18 protein-coding genes are annotated in these 19,870 nt (G+C 75.4%); 10 read left to right on the top strand and 8 right to left on the bottom strand.

From position 1 onward, the window contains the following. Window positions 1-98 precede the first annotated feature (98 nt). The 4 genes from F593_RS0113270 to F593_RS0113255 all read right to left on the bottom strand — a co-directional run bounded on the left by F593_RS0113270 (window position 99) and on the right by F593_RS0113255 (window position 4,293). Window positions 99-749, bottom strand: coding sequence for a rhomboid family intramembrane serine protease (locus tag F593_RS0113270; RefSeq protein WP_051160530.1), 651 nt, complete (start codon window positions 747-749; stop codon window positions 99-101). A 192-nt stretch (window positions 750-941) separates the two neighbouring features. Then, the gene (locus tag F593_RS0113265; RefSeq protein ID WP_022929240.1) at window positions 942-2,060 is read right to left on the bottom strand and encodes a carboxylate-amine ligase; all 1,119 of its coding nucleotides are present in this window, start codon (window positions 2,058-2,060) and stop codon (window positions 942-944) included. Between the two features lie 278 nt (window positions 2,061-2,338). Next, window positions 2,339-3,673, bottom strand: coding sequence for an RtcB family protein (locus F593_RS0113260; RefSeq protein ID WP_022929239.1), 1,335 nt, complete (start codon window positions 3,671-3,673; stop codon window positions 2,339-2,341). Window positions 3,674-3,819: 146 nt separating this feature from the next. Continuing rightward, the gene (locus tag F593_RS0113255; RefSeq protein WP_022929238.1) at window positions 3,820-4,293 is read right to left on the bottom strand and encodes a hypothetical protein; all 474 of its coding nucleotides are present in this window, start codon (window positions 4,291-4,293) and stop codon (window positions 3,820-3,822) included. Window positions 4,294-4,393: 100 nt separating this feature from the next. Here F593_RS0113255 and F593_RS31090 point away from each other — a divergent pair, with 100 nt between their 5' ends. Together F593_RS31090 and F593_RS0113245 are read left to right on the top strand one after the other, a co-directional pair. Further along, window positions 4,394-4,516: a hypothetical protein gene (locus tag F593_RS31090; protein ID WP_022929237.1), complete on the top strand. Its 123-nt coding sequence runs from the start codon at window positions 4,394-4,396 to the stop codon at window positions 4,514-4,516. A gap of 13 nt (window positions 4,517-4,529) precedes the next feature. Continuing rightward, window positions 4,530-5,717 carry a hypothetical protein gene (locus tag F593_RS0113245; protein ID WP_022929236.1) on the top strand — a complete coding sequence of 396 codons (1,188 nt, stop codon included), beginning with the start codon at window positions 4,530-4,532 and terminating at the stop codon, window positions 5,715-5,717. Window positions 5,718-5,856: 139 nt separating this feature from the next. Here F593_RS0113245 and F593_RS28415 read toward each other — a convergent pair whose 3' ends face one another. Further along, window positions 5,857-6,270, bottom strand: a complete 414-nt coding sequence (locus tag F593_RS28415; protein ID WP_022929235.1) for a VOC family protein — start codon at window positions 6,268-6,270, stop codon at window positions 5,857-5,859. Window positions 6,271-6,367: 97 nt separating this feature from the next. Between F593_RS28415 and F593_RS28410 the strand changes: the two genes are divergently transcribed. Both F593_RS28410 and F593_RS0113230 read left to right on the top strand, forming a co-directional pair. Next, window positions 6,368-6,850 (top strand): DUF4262 domain-containing protein, encoded by a 483-nt coding sequence (locus F593_RS28410; protein ID WP_022929234.1) that lies wholly within the window; start codon window positions 6,368-6,370, stop codon window positions 6,848-6,850. Window positions 6,851-6,952: 102 nt separating this feature from the next. After that, complete coding sequence (locus F593_RS0113230; protein ID WP_157251801.1) at window positions 6,953-8,749, top strand: PKD domain-containing protein; 1,797 nt, start codon at window positions 6,953-6,955, stop codon at window positions 8,747-8,749. Between the two features lie 54 nt (window positions 8,750-8,803). Here the strand turns inward: F593_RS0113230 and F593_RS0113225 are convergent, their stop codons facing one another. Next, window positions 8,804-8,998 carry a hypothetical protein gene (locus F593_RS0113225; protein WP_022929232.1) on the bottom strand — a complete coding sequence of 65 codons (195 nt, stop codon included), beginning with the start codon at window positions 8,996-8,998 and terminating at the stop codon, window positions 8,804-8,806. 48 nt (window positions 8,999-9,046) lie between these two features. Next, window positions 9,047-10,810 (bottom strand): adenine deaminase, encoded by a 1,764-nt coding sequence (ade, locus tag F593_RS25105; RefSeq protein WP_022929231.1) that lies wholly within the window; start codon window positions 10,808-10,810, stop codon window positions 9,047-9,049. Window positions 10,811-11,020: 210 nt separating this feature from the next. Between ade and F593_RS28405 the strand changes: the two genes are divergently transcribed. The 6 genes from F593_RS28405 to F593_RS0113190 all read left to right on the top strand — a co-directional run bounded on the left by F593_RS28405 (window position 11,021) and on the right by F593_RS0113190 (window position 17,177). After that, a complete protein-coding gene (locus tag F593_RS28405; RefSeq protein WP_022929230.1) occupies window positions 11,021-11,608 on the top strand; it encodes a TetR/AcrR family transcriptional regulator in 588 nt (195 codons plus the stop codon). Continuing rightward, window positions 11,605-12,900: a DUF418 domain-containing protein gene (locus tag F593_RS0113210; RefSeq protein WP_084630009.1), complete on the top strand. Its 1,296-nt coding sequence runs from the start codon at window positions 11,605-11,607 to the stop codon at window positions 12,898-12,900. Before F593_RS28405 ends, F593_RS0113210 begins: the two co-directional genes overlap by 4 nt. 24 nt (window positions 12,901-12,924) lie before the next feature. Next, window positions 12,925-15,024 (top strand): ribosomal protection-like ABC-F family protein, encoded by a 2,100-nt coding sequence (gene abc-f / locus F593_RS0113205; RefSeq protein WP_022929228.1) that lies wholly within the window; start codon window positions 12,925-12,927, stop codon window positions 15,022-15,024. After that, entirely contained in the window at window positions 15,024-16,052 is a 1,029-nt protein-coding gene (locus tag F593_RS0113200) for a chorismate-binding protein (RefSeq protein WP_022929227.1), read from the top strand. Before abc-f ends, F593_RS0113200 begins: the two co-directional genes overlap by 1 nt. An 82-nt stretch (window positions 16,053-16,134) precedes the next feature. Beyond that, the gene (locus F593_RS0113195; protein ID WP_022929226.1) at window positions 16,135-16,524 is read left to right on the top strand and encodes a hypothetical protein; all 390 of its coding nucleotides are present in this window, start codon (window positions 16,135-16,137) and stop codon (window positions 16,522-16,524) included. Beyond that, window positions 16,521-17,177, top strand: coding sequence for an RES family NAD+ phosphorylase (locus F593_RS0113190; protein ID WP_084630007.1), 657 nt, complete (start codon window positions 16,521-16,523; stop codon window positions 17,175-17,177). Before F593_RS0113195 ends, F593_RS0113190 begins: the two co-directional genes overlap by 4 nt. 16 nt (window positions 17,178-17,193) lie before the next feature. Here the strand turns inward: F593_RS0113190 and F593_RS0113185 are convergent, their stop codons facing one another. Beyond that, entirely contained in the window at window positions 17,194-19,704 is a 2,511-nt protein-coding gene (locus tag F593_RS0113185; RefSeq protein WP_022929224.1) for a glycoside hydrolase family 31 protein, read from the bottom strand. Between the last annotated feature and the right edge of the window lie 166 nt (window positions 19,705-19,870).

Here is a 19,870-nt window from a genome sequence, read left to right as displayed (position 1 = left end):
ACGAGGACGGCGTACCGTCGTCGCACCGCAGCAGCCGCGGCGATCCGGTGCGTCCGCCGCCCCGCGCCACCCGCGGGGCGCGGCGACGGGCGGATCGGTCAGACGAGGTCGAGCGGGCCGTGGCTGCGCCCCGGGGCGCGCACGTCGCGCTCCTCGCGACGGTCCTTCGTGAGCAGCCACGCGGCGATCACGCCGCCGATGCCGCCGCAGAGGTGCGCCTGCCAGGAGACACCCTCGCGGGGGACGAGGCTCCACAGCAGCGCGCCGCCCCAGACGACCGCGACGAGCGCGCCGAGCACGAGCTCGACGATGCGGCGGCTGAAGACGCCGCGCGCGATGAGGTAGGTCGCGTAGCCCATGACGAGCCCGCTGGCGCCGACGGTCAGCGTGTTCTCCGGCGCGATGAGCCAGGTGCCCAGGCCGGCCACGAGCCCGACGATGAGGGTCACGAGCAGCACACGGACGGCGCCGTTGAAGGCGATGACCAGGCCGAGCACCACGAAGGGCACGGTGTTCGACAGCAGGTGGCCGAAGCTGCCGTGCAGGAACGGGCTGAACAGCACGCCGTCGAGGCCGCCGACCTCGCGCGGCTTGATCCCGTACTGGTCCAGGCGGTGGTCCGCGACGGAGTCGATCACCTCCACGATCCACATCAGCGCGACCATCGCGCCGACGAACAGGAAGCCGTTCTCGCGCTGCCCGCCGCCCAACAGCGCCCTGCCGCGTCCCGTCCTGGGGTTCGTGCTCATGCACCAAGGGTGGCGCATCGAGCGGCGCGGCGCCACGGTTGGGGGCCCAAGGCCCCTCCGGACGGCGCACGCGCCGGATCGGTAGGCGGTGGCGGGGGACCCGCCGGGGGCTCTCCGGCAGGGAGTCGGCCCGCCATCTCGACGGCGGTGACCCGGTGCCGACCCGGCGCCCCGAACCGGCGCGCGCCGGCCTCAGCCGCAGGTGGTGTGGTCGGCCATCTCGGCCATGACCTCGCGGAGGTCCTTGTTCGCGTCGTAGACGAGGACCTGGCGGTCGCCGCCCGTGCCGCGCTCGAGCAGGTCGACGATGCCCTCGAGCTCGTTCTCCGACCCGAGCTCCTGCGCGTGGGGGCGCAGCCGCTCCAGCAGGCGCTTGGCCAGGTCCACGGTGCGGACCCGCTCGCTCGACGGCAGGTCGACGAGCTCGCCGTGGAGCCCGTGGATCGCGGCGAGGTACTTGTTCTCGTCGAGGATCTGCCACGGCACGTCGCCGAGCGGCTTGCCGTCGTCGTAGTGGCTCGCGAGCTCGTGCACCATCGCCTGGATCAGGGCGGTCAGCGCGAGGGTGTGCTCCACGCGGGTCTGGCCGTCGCAGACGCGGATCTCGACCGTGCCGAACGTCGGGTGCGGGCGCACGTCGTGCCACACGTAGGTCGGGTCGCTCATGACGCCGGAACGCATCATGAACTCGATCTCGCGCTCGTAGCGGTCCCACGAGCCGTACGCGGTCGGCACGCCGACGCGCGGGAACGCCCGGAAGATCGAGGTGCGGGTCGACATCAGGCCCGTGCGGTCGCCGCGCCAGAAGGGCGAGTTGGCCGACAGGGCCAGCAGGATCGGCAGGTGCACGCGCATGCCGTCGGCGACGTGGATCGCCTGGTCGGGGTCGTCCAGGCCGACGTGCACGTGCAGCCCGAAGAGCAGCTCCTGCCGGGCGACGAAGCGCAGCTCGCGCACGAGGTCGCGGTAGCGGTCCCGCGCCGCGATCCGCTGGTCCTCCCAGCGGGCGTAGGGGTGCGTGCCCGCGGAGGCGATCGCCAGGTCGTGCTCGCCGGCGCGGTCCTGGACGTGCGTGCGGAGCTGCCGCAGCTGCTCGCCGGCCTCCGCGGCGTTCTTCACGGGCTCCGTGGCGATCTCGAGGACGGACTCCATGAGCTCGGCCTTCACCTCGCCGACGGGCGCGTCGCCCAGCAGCGACTCGATCGCGTTGACGAGGTCGTGGCCGTCCTCCGGGTCCACGATCATGAGTTCCTCCTCGACACCGATCGAGAAGGGCGTGCGCCCGGGGGCCGCGCGGAAGGCGTGCTCCATGGCCGAGGACCCTAGACGCCGCCACCGGCGGACGTCGTCGTGCGGGGCGGTCGCTGTCCGTGCGCGTGGCGGGGCATGGGGAAGACGTGCCCCCGCCCGCAGGCCGGCAAACGGTGCCGGGGGTTCTCCGGCCGACGGACAGGGGGCGCCGGAGGCGCCGGGGGCGGGCGCCGTCGGCGTCGCCCGTGCGGCGGGCGTGGGCCTGCCGGGTCGCCGTGGTCCGCCGCCGGATGCCGGCCCCGCGGGCCCTCCCACCGCGGCGCGGCGGGAGGACGGGGTCAGTCCTTGTAGGGATCGGCCGTGTCGGCCGGCGCCATCGCGACGCCGATCGGGGTCAGGCGGTGCAGCACCTCGACGGTGTCGGCGTGCGCCGCGAGGACCGCGTCGAGTCGCTTGTACGCCGCCGGGGCCTCGTCGGCCGCGCCGCCGCGCAGCTCGACGCCCGCGCCCCGCAGCTCGGCCTGGACCGCCCCGAAGTCGATGACGCCGTCGCGGACGCGGCCGCGGCGCTTCGTCATCTTCCCGTCGGGGTGGCGCGGGCAGAGCGTGAAGCGCCCGTTCTCCGCACCCGCACGCTCCCGGGCCTCCCGGAATTCCGCCATCGGCGCCCAGAAGTCGCAGTCGCGGGCGTTGCACTCCATGCGGTTGGCGATCCGGCCCGCCGCCTGGCTCCGCGACATCACGCGTCCCGCGCCGTGGACGGTCGACCCGAGCAGGCCTGCCGTGCCCGCCGTGTCGAGGCCCCGCAGGATCACGGACGGCTCGCCCATCGTCGCGCCGACGAACCCCTCCTGGCCCGGGAACGCCGGGGTGCAGCCCTTGCGGACGACCCAGGCGTCGACCCCGAGGTGCCGCTCCCGCCACGCGTAGTTGTGGTGGTTGTGGACCTCGTAGGTCGCCGTGGCCCCGAGGATCTCGAGGACCTTGTCGACGACGACGTCGCGCCCGGCGTAGGCGTACGCGCCGGCGAGCTCCATCGCCGCGATGTAGGACGCGCCGAGCTCGGAGTCGGCCTCCAGCAGGATCGGGTCGGCGTCCATCTCGCCGTTCGGCGCGCGGTCGGTGAACCGGCCGCCCGCCGCCAGCGAGAGGAACCCCGAGGCCGTCTTGTGCCCGAACCCGCGCGAGCCGAAGTGCACGCCGACCCAGGCGAACCCGTCGTCGCCCGCGAACAGGTCGACGTAGTGGTTGCCCGCCCCGACGGTCCCGAGCTGCTTGCGCGCCCCGCTGGCCAGGGACCGCTGCGGCGCGAAGTCGGCGTCGGCGATCGCGTCGAGCACCGGGTGCTCGACGGGCTCGTCGTTCTTGCGCCCCATGCCGAACGAGATCCGGTCGAAGATCTCGTCCATCACGCGCGGCAGGTCGGCCCGCAGCTCGTCCGTGCGGATGTCGGTCCGCACGGCCTTGTTGCCGCAGCCGATGTCGTACCCCACGCCGCTGGGGCTGATGTGGTCGGGGTAGGCGATCGCGCCGCCGATGGGCTGCGAGTAGCCCACGTGGCCGTCGGCGCACAGGGCGCCCGCCACCGCGTCACCGGCCCGAGCGCAGCGCTCGAGCTGGGCGACGGCACGGTCGTCGACGCCCCCTCGGACGGTGATCGGGATCTCGCTCATGGGGCCAGCATGCCCGGTGGCGGACGGCCACAGGCGGCGGCCTCGGCGGGGGCCGCGGGTCTGCCCGGGGTTCGAGTCCTGCGGAGGCGACGAACGTCCGGCCCGTGGCTCGCGAGCGGCTCCGCCCGTGCGCCCGCCACCACCGCCTACGAGCCGCGGAGGTCCCGGGCGGCGTCGCCGAGCCGGGCGAAGCCGCTGCGCCCTTCGGCGGCCCGGGCGACCACGCAGCACCGTCGGAACTCCGCGCCGTCGCCGGAGACGAAATCCGTCGCATGGAGCTCGAGGTCGTGGCGCAGGGCCTCGAAGGCGCCGGCGAGGTCGTGTGCGTAGGCAGGGAACGCGTTGGTGCCGGCCGGGCCGAGGAGCGCGCGCATATAGGCCGCATGACCGAGCTCGTCGCCGGCCACGTGGTAGCCGACGGTGAGGGACCCACCGCGGATGGAGAGATCGAGCCGCCGCTCGGCACGGACGAACGAGGCGGCGGCGAACGCCCCGCCGCTGCTCGCGCCGCCGTGCGGCGGTCGCGGGCGGAACCCGTGGGGGAGGAGCACCGGCGCGAGGTGCGCCATGCCCGCATCGAGGGCGTCCAGCGCTCGGCCGTCGGGGTCGCCGGTGGGCATGGCGGGCAGTCTAGGTCCGTACCGGCCGAGGATTCGAACCCTTCGACCCCCGGTATCGCAGGGTTGCGGGAGCGGGGGCCGAGCGCTACGGTCACCGTCGATGTCCCTGCCCGTCCCGACCCGGTTCAGCTCCACCGGCGCCCCCAAGGCGTTCCCGGTGCGTCAGCCCGCGGTGTCGTGGCAGGGTGTGCGACCGGTCGACGCGTTCCAGCGCCGCCTCTAGCGGGAGTCCTCTCATGGCTCCCGCGTCCGTCGCGGGAGCCACCATCCGGTGCTCGACGTCCGTCAAGGACGCCGGCCGGGTCACGTGGGACCGCGACTCCATCATCGAGGCGATCCGTGAATGGGTCGCCACATACGACGAGCCGCCGCGTGCGGCCGACCTCAACCCGTCCTCGGCGAAGTGGTCCGGCCAGACGTGGCGCGTCGAGCGCTACCGCGCCGGCCGCGCCGACGGCACGGCCTGGCCGTCCCTGAACGCCGCGAAGCGCCCGTTCGACGGGTCGCTCGGTGCTGCCGTGCGCGCCGCGGGCTTCGAGCCGGGCCGGCCGGGTCCGCGCCGTCGAGAGGTCGTGCCCGCGCAGGCCGCCCGGGTGCAGATGACGCCGGACGTCCGCGTGGTGCTCGACGCCGCGCTGGCCGCCGCCCGCGACGCGGACCGGCGCGCCGACGCCCTCGCCGCCCGACTGGACCGCGCTACGGCGCGCACCACGGCCCTGGCCGCGGAGCGCGACGCTGCGCGCCGCCGGTCGGCGGGGGCGGACGCGCGGGCCCGTGCGTCGGTCGAGGCCGAGCTGCGCCGGGCGGAGGCCGCGTTGCGGCGCCGTGACGGCGAGGTCGTCCGTGTCCGCGAGGACGCGGCGGTCACGGCGTGCGCGGCGGCGGACGCTCGCGCCGAGGTCGAGGCCATGGCGCTGCGGCTCGGGGCGGCGGAGCGGACCTCGGTCGCGTTGCGCGCCGACCGGGACGACCTGCGGGAGCGGCTGGACGAGGCGATCGCGGAGGGCGAGGCGCTGGCCGAGCTCGTGCCGGACCGGCCGGCGGCGGGGACCGTGGCGGACGACGCCGCGGACGTCACGCCGGTCGAGTCCGGTTCCCGAGGCGGTGTCGCGGCGCCGGCGCTCCGCGAGGCGCGGGCCGAGGTCGCGGCGGCTCGGCGGGCGACCGCGGCGGCGGAGCGCCGTGCGGCCGTTGCGGAACGGTCGCTGCGGGAGCGCGTCGCGGCGGACCGGCCGGACAGCCCGTCCGCGGCGCAGGTCGCGGCGCTCCGCGAGGGAGCCGCGACCGGGGAGGCCGGCCCGGCGGCCCTGGGGGCGGCGATCGCCGGGCTCGCCCGGGCGCGGCGCTCCGGTGGGACTCCGGCGGTGCGGGATGCGCTCTGGCACGTCGCCCGCGCGGCGGTCGCCTGGCGGGAGCGGATCTGAGGGCGAAGCCCTCGGATCCGAGTCCGCCAGGGGAGCGGATCTGAGGGTCCTTCGCCCCGCGGACCCGAGTCCGCCGGGGGAGTGGATCTGCGGGCCCTCGCCTCGGGACCGCCCCGCCGGGTCCGGCGAGGCCGACCGCCTACGCGGCCAGCCCGTCCGCGCCCTCCTGCGCGCCCTTCCCGCGCTCGAAGTAGTCCCAGACCTCGACGAGGTTGCCCGCCGGGTCGCGCACGTAGATCGAGCGGTCCCCGCCGTCGTGCTCGATGGGGCCCTCGACCTCGACGCCCAGCTCGTCGCGGAGCCGGCCCAGGATCGCGTCCAGGCGCTGCGGGCCGGCCGACATCGCGAAGTGCACGTGGCGCCCGCCCTGGTCGTCGAACTCCTTCTTGCCCGGCGTCCACAGCCCGAGCCGCGTTCGCTCCCCGAGCTTGAGCCAGGTGCGATCGTCCTCCCGCGCCAGCACCTCGAGCCCGAACGCGGTGCAGTAGAAGCGCTCGAGGCCCTCGGGATCGTCGGTCTCCAGCGTCAGCTCGACGACGTCGTTCACGTCCATGGGAGGACGGTGCCCGCGCCGACCCGGCGCGAAACGACGCGGCTGCCGTGTGCCGACGCTCCGCCGGGCGCGGCCGTCGTGCCCGATACTCCGCCCCATGCAGCCCGGAGCCGACCCGCCGGTCCCCGAACCCACGGACGAGTTCGAGCGGCGCCTCGCCGCCGACGTCCTCGAGCACGGCTGGCACGCCGTGCACGTGCGGGCGGGGGAGCACCCCGCCCCGCTGACCGGCGTCCCGTTCGCGTACACCGCCGGCCTGTGGCTCACGGCCAACCACCCCGAGCTCGTGCTCGTCGGCGAGTTCGCCCACGCGCAGGAGATCCTCGCCGCCACCGCGCTGCGCGTGCAGCAGGGCGAGCGATTCCTGCCCGGCGCCGTGGCCGAGGGCATCCTGGACGGTGCGCCCGTGCGCTTCGTCGCCGTCGCACGCGAACACCAGGCGGGGCCGCTGTCCTACGCCTCGTGGGTGCATCGCCGCCGCGGGTTCCAGGCCGTGCAGCTGCTCGTGCCCGACGGCGCGGGGACCTGGCCGGGCGAGGACGGCTACGCGGGGGTCCCGCAGCCGTCGCTGCTGCGCTGAGCCCGCGCCGGCGGGCCGAGGCAGCCGGTCGTCGTGGCCGAGGCGTCACGAGGGTCACGAGACGGTCGCACGCAGCCCGACAGCCGCCCCTAGGATGCGCGCATGCGTGTGCGTGTCCGGCGGCCATGGTCCATCGCTGCGGGGGTGCTCGGGCTCGCGCTCGCCGCGCCGACCGCGGCGCTCGGAGGGACGGTCCTCGTGGCCGGGGACGGCGACTGGGGGCAGGTCACCTCGATCGCCACGGCACCCGACGGCACGCCGGTCCCGCGCGTCCCGCTCGTGACGGCGCACTTCCGACGGGCGTCGACCCAGGAGGTATGGGCCGCCCCGGACGGACGCCACGCCTGGGTGAGCGGCGGGCCGAACTACCCGATGCGCCGGATCGACGTGGGCGCGGGCGGACGCCTCTCGGTGACGGGCGACGGCTACGCGACGCCGCCCGGGGCGGCCCTCGAGGGCGCGCAGGCCTACTCCCCCGACGGACGCTTCGCCTTCACGTCGAACTGGGACGATTCGAGCGTGACCGCGCTCCGGCTCGGTGACGACGGCGTCGCGACGCGGATCAACTCCGTGCGCCGCTCCACACCGGCCGCGATGGTTGTGTCGCCCGACGGGCGGTTCCTGTTCGTGAGCCAGTCGCGCGGGGTGGGCGACCAACAGCTGACGACCTTCGCCATCGGCGCCGACGGGCGGTTGTCCGACACGGGCCACGAGCTGCGGGGCCGCTCGGCCGAGCGGCTCGCCATCTCCGCCGACGGACGGTTCCTCTACGGCGTGGCGGGCTACGAGGACCTGAACGCCTACGCGATCGCCGCCGACGGATCCGTGCGCGACCTGGCGTCGCCCCACGCCGGGACGCACGGCTCGGCGGACGACCTCGCGCTGAGCCCCGACGGGCGGTTCCTCTACACCGCCTCGAGCCTCGGCGTGTTCACGTTCCGGCTCGCCGCCGACGGCGTGCCCGTGTTCGTCGGGCGCGCCGACGAGCTGACCGGCAACGCGAACAACTCCATGGCGATCAGCCCGGACGGCCGCTCGCTGTACTTCACGGACTGGTCGAGCCGCCGCCTGTTCAGCTACGCCCTCGGTCCCGACGGCCTGCCGTCGAAGCGGCGCCCGGCGGTCGACACGGGCATCGGTACGACGGCCTCGCTCGGGGCCGTCGCGGTCGTCCCCGACCAGGCGCCCGTAGCCGCCTTCCGGGCGGCCACCGCCCCCGCCGGCGCTCCGACGACGTTCGACGCCACGGCATCGACCGACCCCGACGGGACGGTCGTCCGGTACGACTGGGACTTCGGTGACGGCCGACGGGCGGAGAACGCCGGCCCCACACCGCAGCACGTCTACGACGCCCCGGGCGCGCACACGGTGCGGCTGACCGTGACGGACGCCGTCGGCACCTCTACGAGCGTGCTCTACACCGGGCGCGTCCTGCGCAACGGCGGCCCGTCGGCAACGACGGCGAGCGAGGTGACGATCCTGCCTGCGCCGCCGGTGCTCCCGCCGGGTCCGTCGCTCCCCGGGCCCCTCGTGGACGCCCCGGCGACCGGTCCCGCCGCAGGGACCCCGGCGGTCGTGCTCCCGAAGGCGCCGCCCGCCAGCCCGGCGACGGTGAGCGACGTCCGACTGACGCAGCGCTACCTGCGGTTTGACCTGAGCGCGCCGGCGACCTTGCGGGTCGAGCTCGCCCGTCGGCGGGCGTCCAGCGGAGGCGCCCGAAGGGGGGCGTCGCCGCGCTACCGCCGCGTGGCGACGGTGCGGATGACCCGGCGGGCGGGCGGCGCGGTGGTGCACCGGTTGCCCCGGATGATCGGGCGGGGGACGTACCGCGTGCGGGTCACCGTCTCCGCGCCGGGCCAGAGCCCCCGGGTGCTCACGATGCTGCGGCGCGCGCGGTAGAGACCCCGCTGCGCCTCCGCCCGCGCTGCGGCGCGGGCCGAGCGGATCCGTCCCTCAGGCGCCTCGTCCCGGCCGGAAGTCGCGCACGACGAGCGCCTCGCCCGTCGCGCCGAGGCTCATGAGGTCGGCGATCGCCACGCCGCGCGAGAGCGGGGCGGGGCGGCGGACGGCTGGGCGGGCGACGTCGATGACGACGTTGCGGGCGGGCGCCGGCGCGGACGGGTGCAGGAGAGCGGCGGGCGCGGTCATGGCCGTCTTATCGGCCGGAGCGCCGCAGGCCGCACCCCCGCGCGTGGCCTATTCGTCGACGCCGAAGCTCACGGGCTGGAGGTTCGCCGCGTCGACGAGCCCGCGGTCCGTGATCTTCAGGTCCGGGATCACGGAGAGACCCAGGAAGCTCAGGGCCATGAAGGGGGAGGGGAGGGTGACGCCGCGGGCGCTCAGCGCCTCGTCCAGCCGCTCCTGCTCCACGTGCACGTCGCGCGCGGGGCGGTCCGAGAGCAGGCCCGCGACGGGCAGCGGCATCTCGGCAATGACCTTTCCCTCGTCGCAGACGACGAGCCCGCCGCCCAGCTCGCGCAGCCGCTCGACGCACGCGAGCAGGTCCTCGTCGCGCGTGCCCACGGCGATGACGTTGTGGGCGTCGTGGGAGACGGTGCCGGCGAACGCGCCGGAGCGCAGGCCGAAGCCCGTGACGAGGCCGAGGCCGGTGCGGCCGGTCGCGTGGTGGCGCTCGATGACCGCGATCTTCGCGAGGTCGCGGTCCGGGTCGGCGACCACGAGGCCGTCCCGCACGAGCGGCTCGACGACGTCCTCGCCCGTCAGGAGCTGGTCCGGGATCGCGCGGATGACCCGGACCCGGCCGCCCGGCGCGCGGAGCGCGAACGTGTCCAGGCTCGTCGGCGCCAACCGCACGGTGCCGCGCACCCACTCCGGGGTCGGGTTCGGGTTGCCCGGCATGGGCTCCTGCGGCCACACGTGCTCGGCCTCGCGGACCGGGCGGCCGTCGCGGGCGACGACGCGGCCGGCGTGGAGCACGAGGGAGGGGCCGAAGTCGACGAGGTCGTCGACGAGCTGCAGGTCGGCGGCCCAGCCCGGGGCGATCGCGCCGACGCGGTCCAGCCCGTGGCAGCGCGCGCCGTGCAGCGACGCCAGCAGGATCGCGTCCTCGGGGCTCACGCCCTCCGCCACCGCGGTGCGGACCATCAGGTCGATGTGGCCCTGCTCGAGCAGGTCGCCGGGCTCGCGGTCGTCCGTGCAGAACGCGCAGTGCTCCGGGCCGTGCTCGCGCACCAGGGGGAGCAGATCCTTGAGGTTGCGCGCGTTGCTGGCCTCGCGCAGCAGCACCCACGCGCCCTTGCGGCGCTTCTCGTACGCCTCCTCCAGCGTGGTCGCCTCGTGGTCCGTGGCGACGCCCGCGGCGAGGTAGGCGTCGAGCATCGCGCCCGTGACGCCGGGGGCGTGGCCGTCGACGCGGGCGGCGCCTTCGACGAGCTCGAGGACCGCCAGCGCGTGGGCGTCGCCGTGGGCGACGCCGGGCGCGTTCATCATCTCGCCGACGCCGTTCATCCGCGGATGCGTGAGGAGCTCGCGCAGCGCGTCGGCGTCGAGCGGCCCGCGGGGCGACTCGAGGTCGCTGGCGGGGATCGTCGAGGGCAGCATCGCGTGGACGGACAGGGGCAGGCCGTCGCAGGCGTCGAGCATCCAGCGGACGCCCTCCGTGCCCAGCACGCCGGCGATCTCGTGCGGGTCGACCACGATCGTCGTCGTTCCCCGGGGGACGACCGTGCGGGCCAGCTCGACGGGCAGCAGCTTGGACGACTCGATGTGCATGTGGGCGTCCACCCAGCCCGGGACGAGGTACTTCCCGGCCCCGTCGATCACGGGCGTCTCGTCGTCGATCCGCGGCTCGAACCCGGCGATGCGCCCGTCGGCGATGGCCACGTCGAGCTGCAGCCACTCCTTCGTGAAGCTCGAGAAGACGCGGGCGCCGCGGATCACGAGGTCCGGGCGCGCGTCGCCCCGGGCGACGGCGAGCAGGTGGTGCGACGGGGAGGGCATCCGGAGAGGGTGGCAGGTGGCTGTGTGCCCGGGACCCCCCGGCCCGACGCGCCCGGAGCCACCCGCAGGCGACGCCTGTGCCGGCGCGGCGGCCGCCGTCGGTCCCTCGTCCAGGGGTAGTCGTCGTGCCTCGAGGGCGGTTCGTGCACGCCGGACCATACGTCTGTATGGTGAGCGCCGATGCACACCATACAGCTGTATTGTGATCCCATGGTCGACCCCGCAGAGCGCCGTGCCGAGCTCGTCAGCGTGCTCCTTCGCCTCGTCGCCGAGCACGGCCTGGAGGGCGCCACGATCCGGGCCCTGGCGGACGCCGCCGGCGTGTCGATCGGCGCCGTGCAGCACCACTTCCGGACGAAGGACGAGCTGCTGCTCTCCGCCTTCCGGCAGACGGGTGCGGACCTGACGGAGCGCGCCGAGCGCATCGGCCGTCGCGCCCTCACGGCCCGCGCGGCGATCCGCGGAATCCTGCTCGAGCTGCTGCCGCTCGACGAGCGCCGGGAGGCGGAGCTCCGCGTGGGCCTCGCGTTCGCGGCGCGCGCCATGACGGTGCCGGCGCTGGGCGAGGTCCTGGCCTCGGACCTGGGGGAGTTGCGCGCGGGACTCGCCGAGGGCTTCGCGGCGGCGAAGGTCGCCGATCCGGTGGCCGCTGCGACGGCGGCGATGGCGCTCGCCGACGGCCTCGCCACGCAGCTGCTGTTCGCGGGCGCCGACGCACCGACGGCCGACGAGGCGATCGCCGCCGTCGACCGGCACCTGGACACCGCCCTCGTGGGCCGTCGCCGGCGGCGCGCATGACCGCGCCGTCCCCGGCCGCTGCGGCGACGGCGCCCCCCGTGGTGGGCACCACCGCGCCGGCGTCACCGACGCCCGGCAGCACCGCTGCGCCCGCGCGCATCGCCGACGTCGACGCCCTGCGCGGGTTCGCCCTGCTGGGCATCCTCGTCGTCAACATCACCTTCTTCTCGTCGGCGTTCGCGATCTACGAGATCGCCGACCCCGCGTACGCCGGCTGGACCGAGGACGCGGCGAGCTGGATCGTCGACGTGCTGTTCACGTCGAAGTTCTACGTCCTGTTCTCGTTCCTCTTCGGCTACAGCTTCACGCTGCAGCTCGAGTCCGCCCGGCGGCGCGGCGCGGCGTTCGGGCCTCGGTTCCTGCGCCGGCTGCTCGGCCTCCTCGTCATCGGCGCCGCCCACGCCGTCCTGCTCTGGCAGGGCGACATCCTCACGACCTACGCGGTGCTCGGGCTCGTGCTGCTGCTCCTCCGCGGCCTGCGCCCGCGGGTGGCGCTGGGGATCGCCGGCGGCATCCTGCTCCTGTCGGCGTCGGTGTTCGTCCTGGCCGGCCTCGAGGAGCTCGCTCGGGACACCACGCCCGATCTCGCCCGCCGCATCCAGGGCGCCACGGACGCGACCGCGTACTGGCGTGGCTCCTTCGGCGACGTCGTCGCCCAGCGGCTGGCCGAGATGCCGTCGACGGCGGAGCTCCTGATCGTGCTCCAGGCACCGTCCGCGCTGGCGATGTTCCTCGTGGGTCTCGCGGCCGGCAGGCGTCGCCTCCTGGCGGACGTGACGCCTCTGCGGCCGGTGCTCGTCCGGGTGGTGCGGGTCGCGCTCCCGGTCGGACTCGCCGGCGGCGTCGCGTACGCCTGGGCGACGATCGGACAGGCGGGAACCCCGCGTGCGACGTTCGGGGCCGCGATCGACGTGCTGTCCTCGCCCGTCCTCGCGACGGGGTACGTCTGCGCGCTGCTGCTCGCGTTCGGCACGCCCGCGGGGGCGCGGGTGCGCGACGCGCTGGCCCCCGCCGGGCGGATGGCCCTCTCGAACTACGTCCTGCAGTCGCTGGTCTGCGCGCTGCTGTTCACCGGGTACGGCCTGGGGCTGGTCGGGCACGTCCCGCCGCTCGCCGTCCTCGGCGTCGCCGTCGTGCTCTACGCGTTGCAGCTGCGCCTCAGCGCGGCGTGGCTCCGTCGCCATCCCTACGGCCCGCTCGAGTGGGCCCTGCGGTGGCTGACGAACCGGGCCCGTCCGCCGTGGCGACGGACTCCGGACGCTGCGTCCGAGCGCACACCCAGCCCCGCGTAGGCCGCCTACACTGGGGGGTCGCACATGGCCGTTCTCATCGCCTCCGACCTCAAGAAGGACATCAACGGCAACCCGCTGTGGAAGGGGCTGTCGTTCAAGCTCGAGCGCAAGGACCGGATGACCCTGTCCGGGCGCAACGGGGCGGGGAAGACGACCCTGCTGCGGATCCTGGCGGGGCAGACCAACCGGGACGGCGGCGAGCTGGCGTTCGAGAAGAACGCCCGCGTGATCCTGCACGACCAGCGGCCCCCGCGCGAGCAGGGGATGACGCTGCGCGAGTACGTCACGTCGGGCCGACAGGACCTCGTCGACCTCGAGGTGCGGCTGCGCTCCTACGAGCAGAAGATGGCCGACGGCGACCTCGACGTCTTCGACGCGTACGCCCGCGCGCAGACCCAGCTCGAGTCGCTCGGCGGCTACCGCTGGCGGGACGAGGCCGCCGACGTCGTCCGCGGCCTCGGCTTCACGGACGACGACCTCGACCGCAACCTCGAGACGTTCTCCGGCGGCCAGCTGACCCGCGCCTCGCTCGCCCGCGCGCTTTCGGCCAAGCCCGACCTCCTGCTGCTGGACGAGCCGACGAACCACCTCGACCTCGAGTCCCTCGAGTGGCTCGAGAAGACGCTCGTCACGTACGAGTCGGCGATCATCCTCGTCGCCCACGACCGCTGGTTCCTCGAGGCCGTCGGCACCTCGGTGCTGGAGATCGAGGCGGGCCGCGCGAAGTTCTTCCCCGGCACTTGGCACGCGTGGCGCCGCGAGCAGGCCGCGCGGGAGATGGCGCTGGGCAAGGCGATCGAGAAGCAGCAGGCGGAGATCGCCCGCATGGAGGACTTCGTCCGCCGGTTCTCGGCGAAGGCCACGAAGGCGAAGCAGGCGCAGTCCCGCGTGAAGGCGCTCGACAAGATCGAGCGGATCGAGCGCGACCCCACGGACACCCGCACCATGGGCTTCCAGTTCAAGAAGCCCGAGCGCGCCGGCAAGGTCATCTTCGAGCTCGAGCACGGCCGGATCGAGGTGCCGCCGCCCACGAGGGCGACGGACCACAGCACCGGTGAGGTCATCACGACGTCGGCCCCGAACGCCCGGGTGCTGCTCGGCGACGCCGACCTCTGGCTCGAGCGCGGCGAGCACGTCAACCTCGTCGGCCCCAACGGCGTGGGCAAGACGACGCTCATCGAGACCCTCGCGGGTCGCCGCCCCCTCGCCGACGGCGTCATCCGCACGGGCCACAACGTGCAGATCGGCTACCTGTCCCAGCACGGGGAGGAGCTGCACTTCCCCGGCGCGCGCACCATCATCGAGGCCTGCATCAAGGCCACGGGGCTCAAGCCGGGCGAGGCCCGCTCGCTGCTGGGCAAGTTCCTCTTCACCGGCCAGGACGCCGAGAAGTCGCTCGACGGCCTCTCCGGCGGCGAGCACAAGCGCCTGGGCCTCGCCGTCCTCGTGGCGTCCGGTGCGAACGTGCTGGTGCTCGACGAGCCCACGAACCACCTCGACATCGAGTCGCGCGAGGCGCTCGAGGACGCCCTGAAGGACTACCCGGGCTCCATGATCATGATCAGCCACGACCGCGCGCTGCTCGAGGCGATCGGCTCCCGCACCGTGGCGGTCGAGGACGGCAAGCTGATCTCGTACCTCGGCGGCTGGCAGGAGTACGTCGAGGTGCGCGAGGACCGCCTCGCCGCCGAGCGCGCGGCGAAGGACGCGGCCCGGCGCGGCGACACCCCGGCCAAGGCTGCGGCGGCGAAGAACGGCGCGGCCAAGGACGGCGGGGCGTCCGGCGCGAAGAACGGCGCGGGCGCCCAGAACGGCGCCGCGGCGAAGAACGGCGCGCAGGCCGGCCAGAACGGCGGCGCGAAGAACGGCGGCGGCAATGCGGCGCCGAAGGCCACGAAGCTCCCCGCCGGCCCGCCGATGTCGAAGAACCGCCGCCGCGAGATCGAGAAGGCGGAGTCCCGGATCGAGCAGGCCGAGACGGAGCTCGCGAAGCTCGAGGAGGAGCTCGCGGCGCCCGGTGCGTGGGCGACGCCGGAGAGCACGGAGAAGAACACCGCCCGCCACGAGGCGGCGAAGGCGAAGGTCGCCGAGCTCTACGAGCGGCTCGAGCAGCTCGCGGTCTGATGGCGTCGCCGCCACGGGCGACGCTCGGCGGCTGGAGGGCGACGGAGCTGCTCGAGGTCGCCCACGACCCGGCAGCACTCGACGCCGGCGGCCGCTGGGCGGTCGCCCGGGACTTCGAGGGCCGGCTGACCGCGGCGCGCTTCGGGCACTGGGAGCGGACGGGGGACGCAGGCCCCGACGGGGGCGCAGCCCCGGCATCCGCCGCAGCGTGGCCGGGAATTCCCGCCGCCGCGTGGTCGTCGAGCCTCGACGGCGACGCCTACCGCGCCGGCGTCCGCGTCATCCGGGAGCGGATCGCGGCCGGCGACGTCTACCAGGTCAACCTGTGCCGGGTGCTCGCCGCGGAGCTCCCCGCCGGCACGACGCTGCACGGCCTGCACGACCGCTTGGCCGCCCGCCACGCCGCGCCCTACGCCGCCCACGTGTTCCTGCCGGAGCACGACGTCGACGTGGCGTGCGCGTCGCCCGAGCTGTTCCTCTCCCGTCACGGCGACCTCGTCGTCTCGCGGCCCATCAAGGGCACCGCGCCGACCGCGGCCGAGCTGCTGCCGAAGGACGCGGCGGAGAACGTGATGATCGTCGACCTCGTCCGCAACGACCTGGGCCGCGTCTGCGTCCCGGGCACGGTCCGGGCGACGGAGCTGCTGGCGACGGAGGAGCACCCGGGGCTCGTGCACCTGGTCTCCACCGTGGAGGGTCGACTGCGCCCCGACGCGGGCTGGCCGGCCCTGCTGGAGGCGACGTTCCCCGCGGGCTCGATCGTCGGCGCCCCGAAGCTCGCGGCGCTCGACGTGATCGCCCAGCTCGAGCCCGCCCCGCGCGGCCCCTACTGCGGCGCGATCGGCTGGGTCGACGCGGACGCGGGCACCGCCGCGCTCGCCGTCGGCATCCGCACGTTCTGGCGCACGCGGGACACCCTGCGCTTCGGCACCGGCGGCGGGATCACGTGGGACAGCGATCCCGAGGGCGAGTGGCGCGAGACGGAGCTGAAGGCCTCGCGGCTGCTGGCGGTCGCGGCGGGGGAGTGAGCCCGGCCAGAGCGGGCCGTCGGGCCGCACAGCGGGTCCGCGCCCGTCGTCGGTAGGTGTGAAACGCGGTAGAGTCTCTGGTGTGGCCACCACCGTCGTCGCCGACACCCTGAACCGCGAGGCCCTGACGCTCCCGGCCCCGCAGCTCGCCGCCTGGCTCCAGGAGCACCTGGGACAGAAGCTCGCCGCGTACGCCGTCGGCCTCCGCGACCCGAAGATGATCGGCCGCTATAGCGCCGGCAAGGCGGCCCCGCGTCCGCTCGTGCTGCACCGCATGCAGACGACCTACGAGGCCGCGCGGACGCTGCACGAGGCCTTCGGCGACACCACGGCGCGATCGTGGTTCTTCGGCAGCAACCGCACGCTCGGTGACCGGGCGCCCGCCACGGTGCTCGCGAACGCCACGAAGCCCGGGGACTTCGATCTCGTCATGCCCGCCGTGCGCGCGTTCGTCGCCGGGGACCCGTCCTGAGCGCGGACCCCCCGCCCGCGCCAGGCGCCGTCGAGGTCTGGCGGCTCGGTCACGTGCGGGGCCCGCTGGCCCCGCCGCCGCACGAGCACGCCGGCTGGGCCGGACGGTGGGACGACCCCGACCGCGCGTTCAGCACGCTCTACGTGGCGTCCGATCCGCGGACGGCCATCCGCGAGGTCCTCGCGCCGTTGCGCCCCGACGCCGCGATGGTCGACGCGTTCGGTGCCGCGTCGCGCGAGGTGCAGGCCGCGCGTCGCGTGCCGTTGGGCGAGACCGACCGCGCTCGCCGGCTGGCCTCCGCGACCGTGCGCTTCGGCGCGCTCGCCGACGTCTCGACGGCAGGCGGCCGGACGGTGGTCGCGGAACGCTACGCCGACGTGCTGGCGACCCACGGCGTCGCCCACCTCGACGACACCGACGTCACGACGCGCGACCACCGGTTCACCCGCGCGTTGACGCGGAGGTTCTACGCCGACGGTCTCGACGGGGTGCGATACGCGTCGAACGTCGACGGAGGGGAGTGCTTCGCGCTGTTCGAGGGGCGGTACGCGCTCGAGCACGACCCGACCCGTCACGTGCTGCTCACGCCGTCGGAGGCCGCGGCCATCGTCCGCGAGGCGGTCCTGGAGCTCGGACTCGTTGTCGTCCCGTAGCGGCACCCCTGCCGGACTACGCTCGCCGCTCGACCGTCGTCACGTCGCGCCCCTCCGGCAGCTCCCACCGCCCGCGCACCCAGCGCACCGGCGACCCGTCCGGCAGGTGCGCCAGCGCGCGGCCGTGGCGGGGCGTGCCCCACAGCGTCGCCACGTAGGGGGCCTCCGCGTCGGGCGTCGAGCCGAGGCCGCGGGCCACGTGCTCGGCCGGATGCGAGACGACGATCGCGCCCTCGCGGACCCACACCGGGACGCGTCCCAGCGGGGCCGGCACCGTGACGGTCTGCCGGCCGGCGAAGCGCTCGCCCGACCACGCAGCGATCCAGTGGCCGGCGGGCAGGCGCACGGTGCGCTCCTCGGCACTCTCCTCGACCACGGGCGCGACGAGCAACGAGGGTCCGTAGCCGAAGGCGTCGGGCGTCGCCCAGCCCTCGTCGTCGCCGGGGTCCAGCAGGCTCAGCGGGCGGGTGATCGGCAGCCCGCTGCGAGCGGCCGTGCGGGCGGCGGCACGCACGTACGGGACGAGCATCTCGTGCAGCAGGACGGCGCCGCGGAAGTGCGCGAGCGTCTCGTGGTCGTACGTCCAGGGCTCCTGCTCCAGGCGCGCGTGGGCCTGCATGAGCGGGGTGAAGCAGCCGAGCTGCGCCCAGCGCACGAGCAGCTCGCCCGTCGCGCGCCGCACGCCGGCGTCGCCGAGGTAGCCGCCGATGTCGTGCGACCAGTTCGAGACGCCGGAGTGCGCGGCGGAGACCGTCGCCGCGAGCATGACCTTCAGCGACCAGAAGTCCGACGCCTGGTCGCCGGCCCAGAGCATCCCCGTGGCCTGCTGACCCGTCCAGCCCGAGCGGCCGAAGAGGACGCCGTCGCCGGGGTGGACGTCCTGCAGCGCCCGGCGCATGGAGCGGCGGTAGTCGTCGCCCCACCGCCACGCGCGGCGCGCGCCGTCGCTGCCGTCGGCGAACCGCACGTCCTCGGGCAGGTAGTAGCCCTCGCCGTCGTCGGCCTTGATGCCCTGCACGCCCAGCGCCAGGGTCTCGTGCGCCTGCGCCCGCCACCACGGCTCGCCGGGCCCGGTGAAGTCGATGGGTGAGCCGCGGCCCATCCACCACTGGGCGACGTAGGGGGCGTCCTCCCGGGCCGGTTCGACACCGGCGCCGGGCTCGGGACCGTTGCCCCGCCGGGCCCGGGCGCCGGCCCCGGCACGCGGCCCGGCGCCCGCCTCCGGGGCGCCGGCCTCCGCGGTGCCCGCCTCCGTGGCGAACGCCGGGGCGGCCGCCGCCGCGTGGTAGGCCTCCTCGCCCGCCGGGGGACGGACGAACGCCCCGACGCGCACGCCCTCCGCGTAGGTCTCCGCCGGGCGGCGGTGCAGCCGGATCGACGCGGGGTCCGGCGGGGTCTGGCCGCCGGCGGAGTCGACGTTCACCCACGGCGTCACCCAGACGACGGTCCGCACACCGTCGGCGCGCAGCCGCGCCACCATGCCCGCGAAGTCCGGGAACTGGTGGGGGTTCGGGCGCCAGGTGTTGTAGTTCGTCTCCCACGGCGAGTCGAGCACGACGGCGTCGACGGGGATCCCGTGCCACCGGCAGCCGTGGACGTCCTCCTCGACCTCGTCCTGGTGGCGGTGGATGTCGCGCGACTTCCAGAACCCGTAGCCCCAGGCCGGCAGGAGCGCCGGCCGGCCCGTGGCGCGGGCGAACGCGCCGAGCCGGGCGGCGGGCCCGGGCTGCAGCAGCAGGTGCAGGCGCAGGGGGCCGGCCACGGTGCGGACGCTCGGGGCGACCGCGTCGTCGGCCAGGTCGAACCGCGTGCCGTTGCCGGCGGTGTCGAGCCACGCGGCCCAGCCCGCGCCGGACTGGAGGAACGGGATCGGCGCGTAGTCGCCCTGGGGGATCCCGCCGCGCGCCGCCATCTCGGGCGCGCACCCCGGGCCGAGGTAGCGGCGGTCCGCCCCGAGCTGGATGTCGCGGCCCGCGTGGTCCACGGCGGGGTGGTGCCGCGCGCCCAGGCCCGCCAGGCGGGTGCCGGCGGCGACGGGCCAGCGGAAGCCCGTGCGCAGGTGCGGCTGCGCGCCGTCGCCGGGGTCGCCGGCGAACTCGAGCGTGACGACGTCGGGGGCGGGAAGGAGCACGCGCAGCGTGCCCGTGCGGCCGGAGCCGAAGCGCACGGCGAAGGTGGCGCTCGGGTCCGCCGGCCGGCCGCCGGCCCGTCCCCCGTCGGGGGCCACCGCGGGCTCCGCGTCGCGCTCCTCGCGGCCGATCGGCGCGCGCGTGGGCGGCAGCACGACGGGGTGGACCTCGACGACGGGATCCTCGGCCTCGCGGTGCTCCCGCGCGACCACGCCCTCCGTCACGCGCACGAAGCGGTCGTCGACGGTGCCGTCGCACGCCCACAGCCCCAGGCCGGCCACGATGGGCCGGTCGTCGCGCAGCACCACGACCCGGAGGGGCGAGGTGGCGACCGCCACGCGCACCCGTCCGCGCTCGAGCAGGACCGGCAGCGAGGCGAGCGGGGCGACCGAGGACACGGAGGCATGCTGGGGCCTTCGCGACGCCGCCACGTGAACGTCCCGTGAAGGTCGGACGCGCAGCCGAAGGGCCTGCAAACGGGCCACTTCGGCGGCGGACCCGGACTCCTCCCGCCCTTCACACCATCGTCACGGCTCGGACACCACACCGTCACTTCCGACTCGC

This window comes from Patulibacter americanus DSM 16676 (assembly GCF_000420025.1).
Classification (GTDB): Bacteria; Actinomycetota; Thermoleophilia; order Solirubrobacterales; family Solirubrobacteraceae; genus Patulibacter; species Patulibacter americanus.
Note: the sequence above shows the minus strand (reverse complement) of the source record. Positions and strands in the feature narration are given on the sequence as shown.

What these genes read in the sequence shown, in the direction of transcription:
- F593_RS0113270 (WP_051160530.1), bottom strand. Translation starts at nt 749, where the DNA reads ATGAGCACGAACCCCAGGACGGGACGCGGCAGGGCGCTGTTGGGCGGC.
- F593_RS0113265 (WP_022929240.1), bottom strand. Translation starts at nt 2,060, where the DNA reads ATGGAGCACGCCTTCCGCGCGGCCCCCGGGCGCACGCCCTTCTCGATC.
- F593_RS0113260 (WP_022929239.1), bottom strand. Translation starts at nt 3,673, where the DNA reads ATGAGCGAGATCCCGATCACCGTCCGAGGGGGCGTCGACGACCGTGCC.
- F593_RS0113255 (WP_022929238.1), bottom strand. Translation starts at nt 4,293, where the DNA reads ATGCCCACCGGCGACCCCGACGGCCGAGCGCTGGACGCCCTCGATGCG.
- F593_RS31090 (WP_022929237.1), top strand. Translation starts at nt 4,394, where the DNA reads ATGTCCCTGCCCGTCCCGACCCGGTTCAGCTCCACCGGCGCCCCCAAG.
- F593_RS0113245 (WP_022929236.1), top strand. Translation starts at nt 4,530, where the DNA reads ATGGCTCCCGCGTCCGTCGCGGGAGCCACCATCCGGTGCTCGACGTCC.
- F593_RS28415 (WP_022929235.1), bottom strand. Translation starts at nt 6,270, where the DNA reads ATGGACGTGAACGACGTCGTCGAGCTGACGCTGGAGACCGACGATCCC.
- F593_RS28410 (WP_022929234.1), top strand. Translation starts at nt 6,368, where the DNA reads ATGCAGCCCGGAGCCGACCCGCCGGTCCCCGAACCCACGGACGAGTTC.
- F593_RS0113230 (WP_157251801.1), top strand. Translation starts at nt 6,953, where the DNA reads ATGCGTGTGCGTGTCCGGCGGCCATGGTCCATCGCTGCGGGGGTGCTC.
- F593_RS0113225 (WP_022929232.1), bottom strand. Translation starts at nt 8,998, where the DNA reads ATGACCGCGCCCGCCGCTCTCCTGCACCCGTCCGCGCCGGCGCCCGCC.
- ade (WP_022929231.1), bottom strand. Translation starts at nt 10,810, where the DNA reads ATGCCCTCCCCGTCGCACCACCTGCTCGCCGTCGCCCGGGGCGACGCG.
- F593_RS28405 (WP_022929230.1), top strand. Translation starts at nt 11,021, where the DNA reads ATGGTCGACCCCGCAGAGCGCCGTGCCGAGCTCGTCAGCGTGCTCCTT.
- F593_RS0113210 (WP_084630009.1), top strand. Translation starts at nt 11,605, where the DNA reads ATGACCGCGCCGTCCCCGGCCGCTGCGGCGACGGCGCCCCCCGTGGTG.
- abc-f (WP_022929228.1), top strand. Translation starts at nt 12,925, where the DNA reads ATGGCCGTTCTCATCGCCTCCGACCTCAAGAAGGACATCAACGGCAAC.
- F593_RS0113200 (WP_022929227.1), top strand. Translation starts at nt 15,024, where the DNA reads ATGGCGTCGCCGCCACGGGCGACGCTCGGCGGCTGGAGGGCGACGGAG.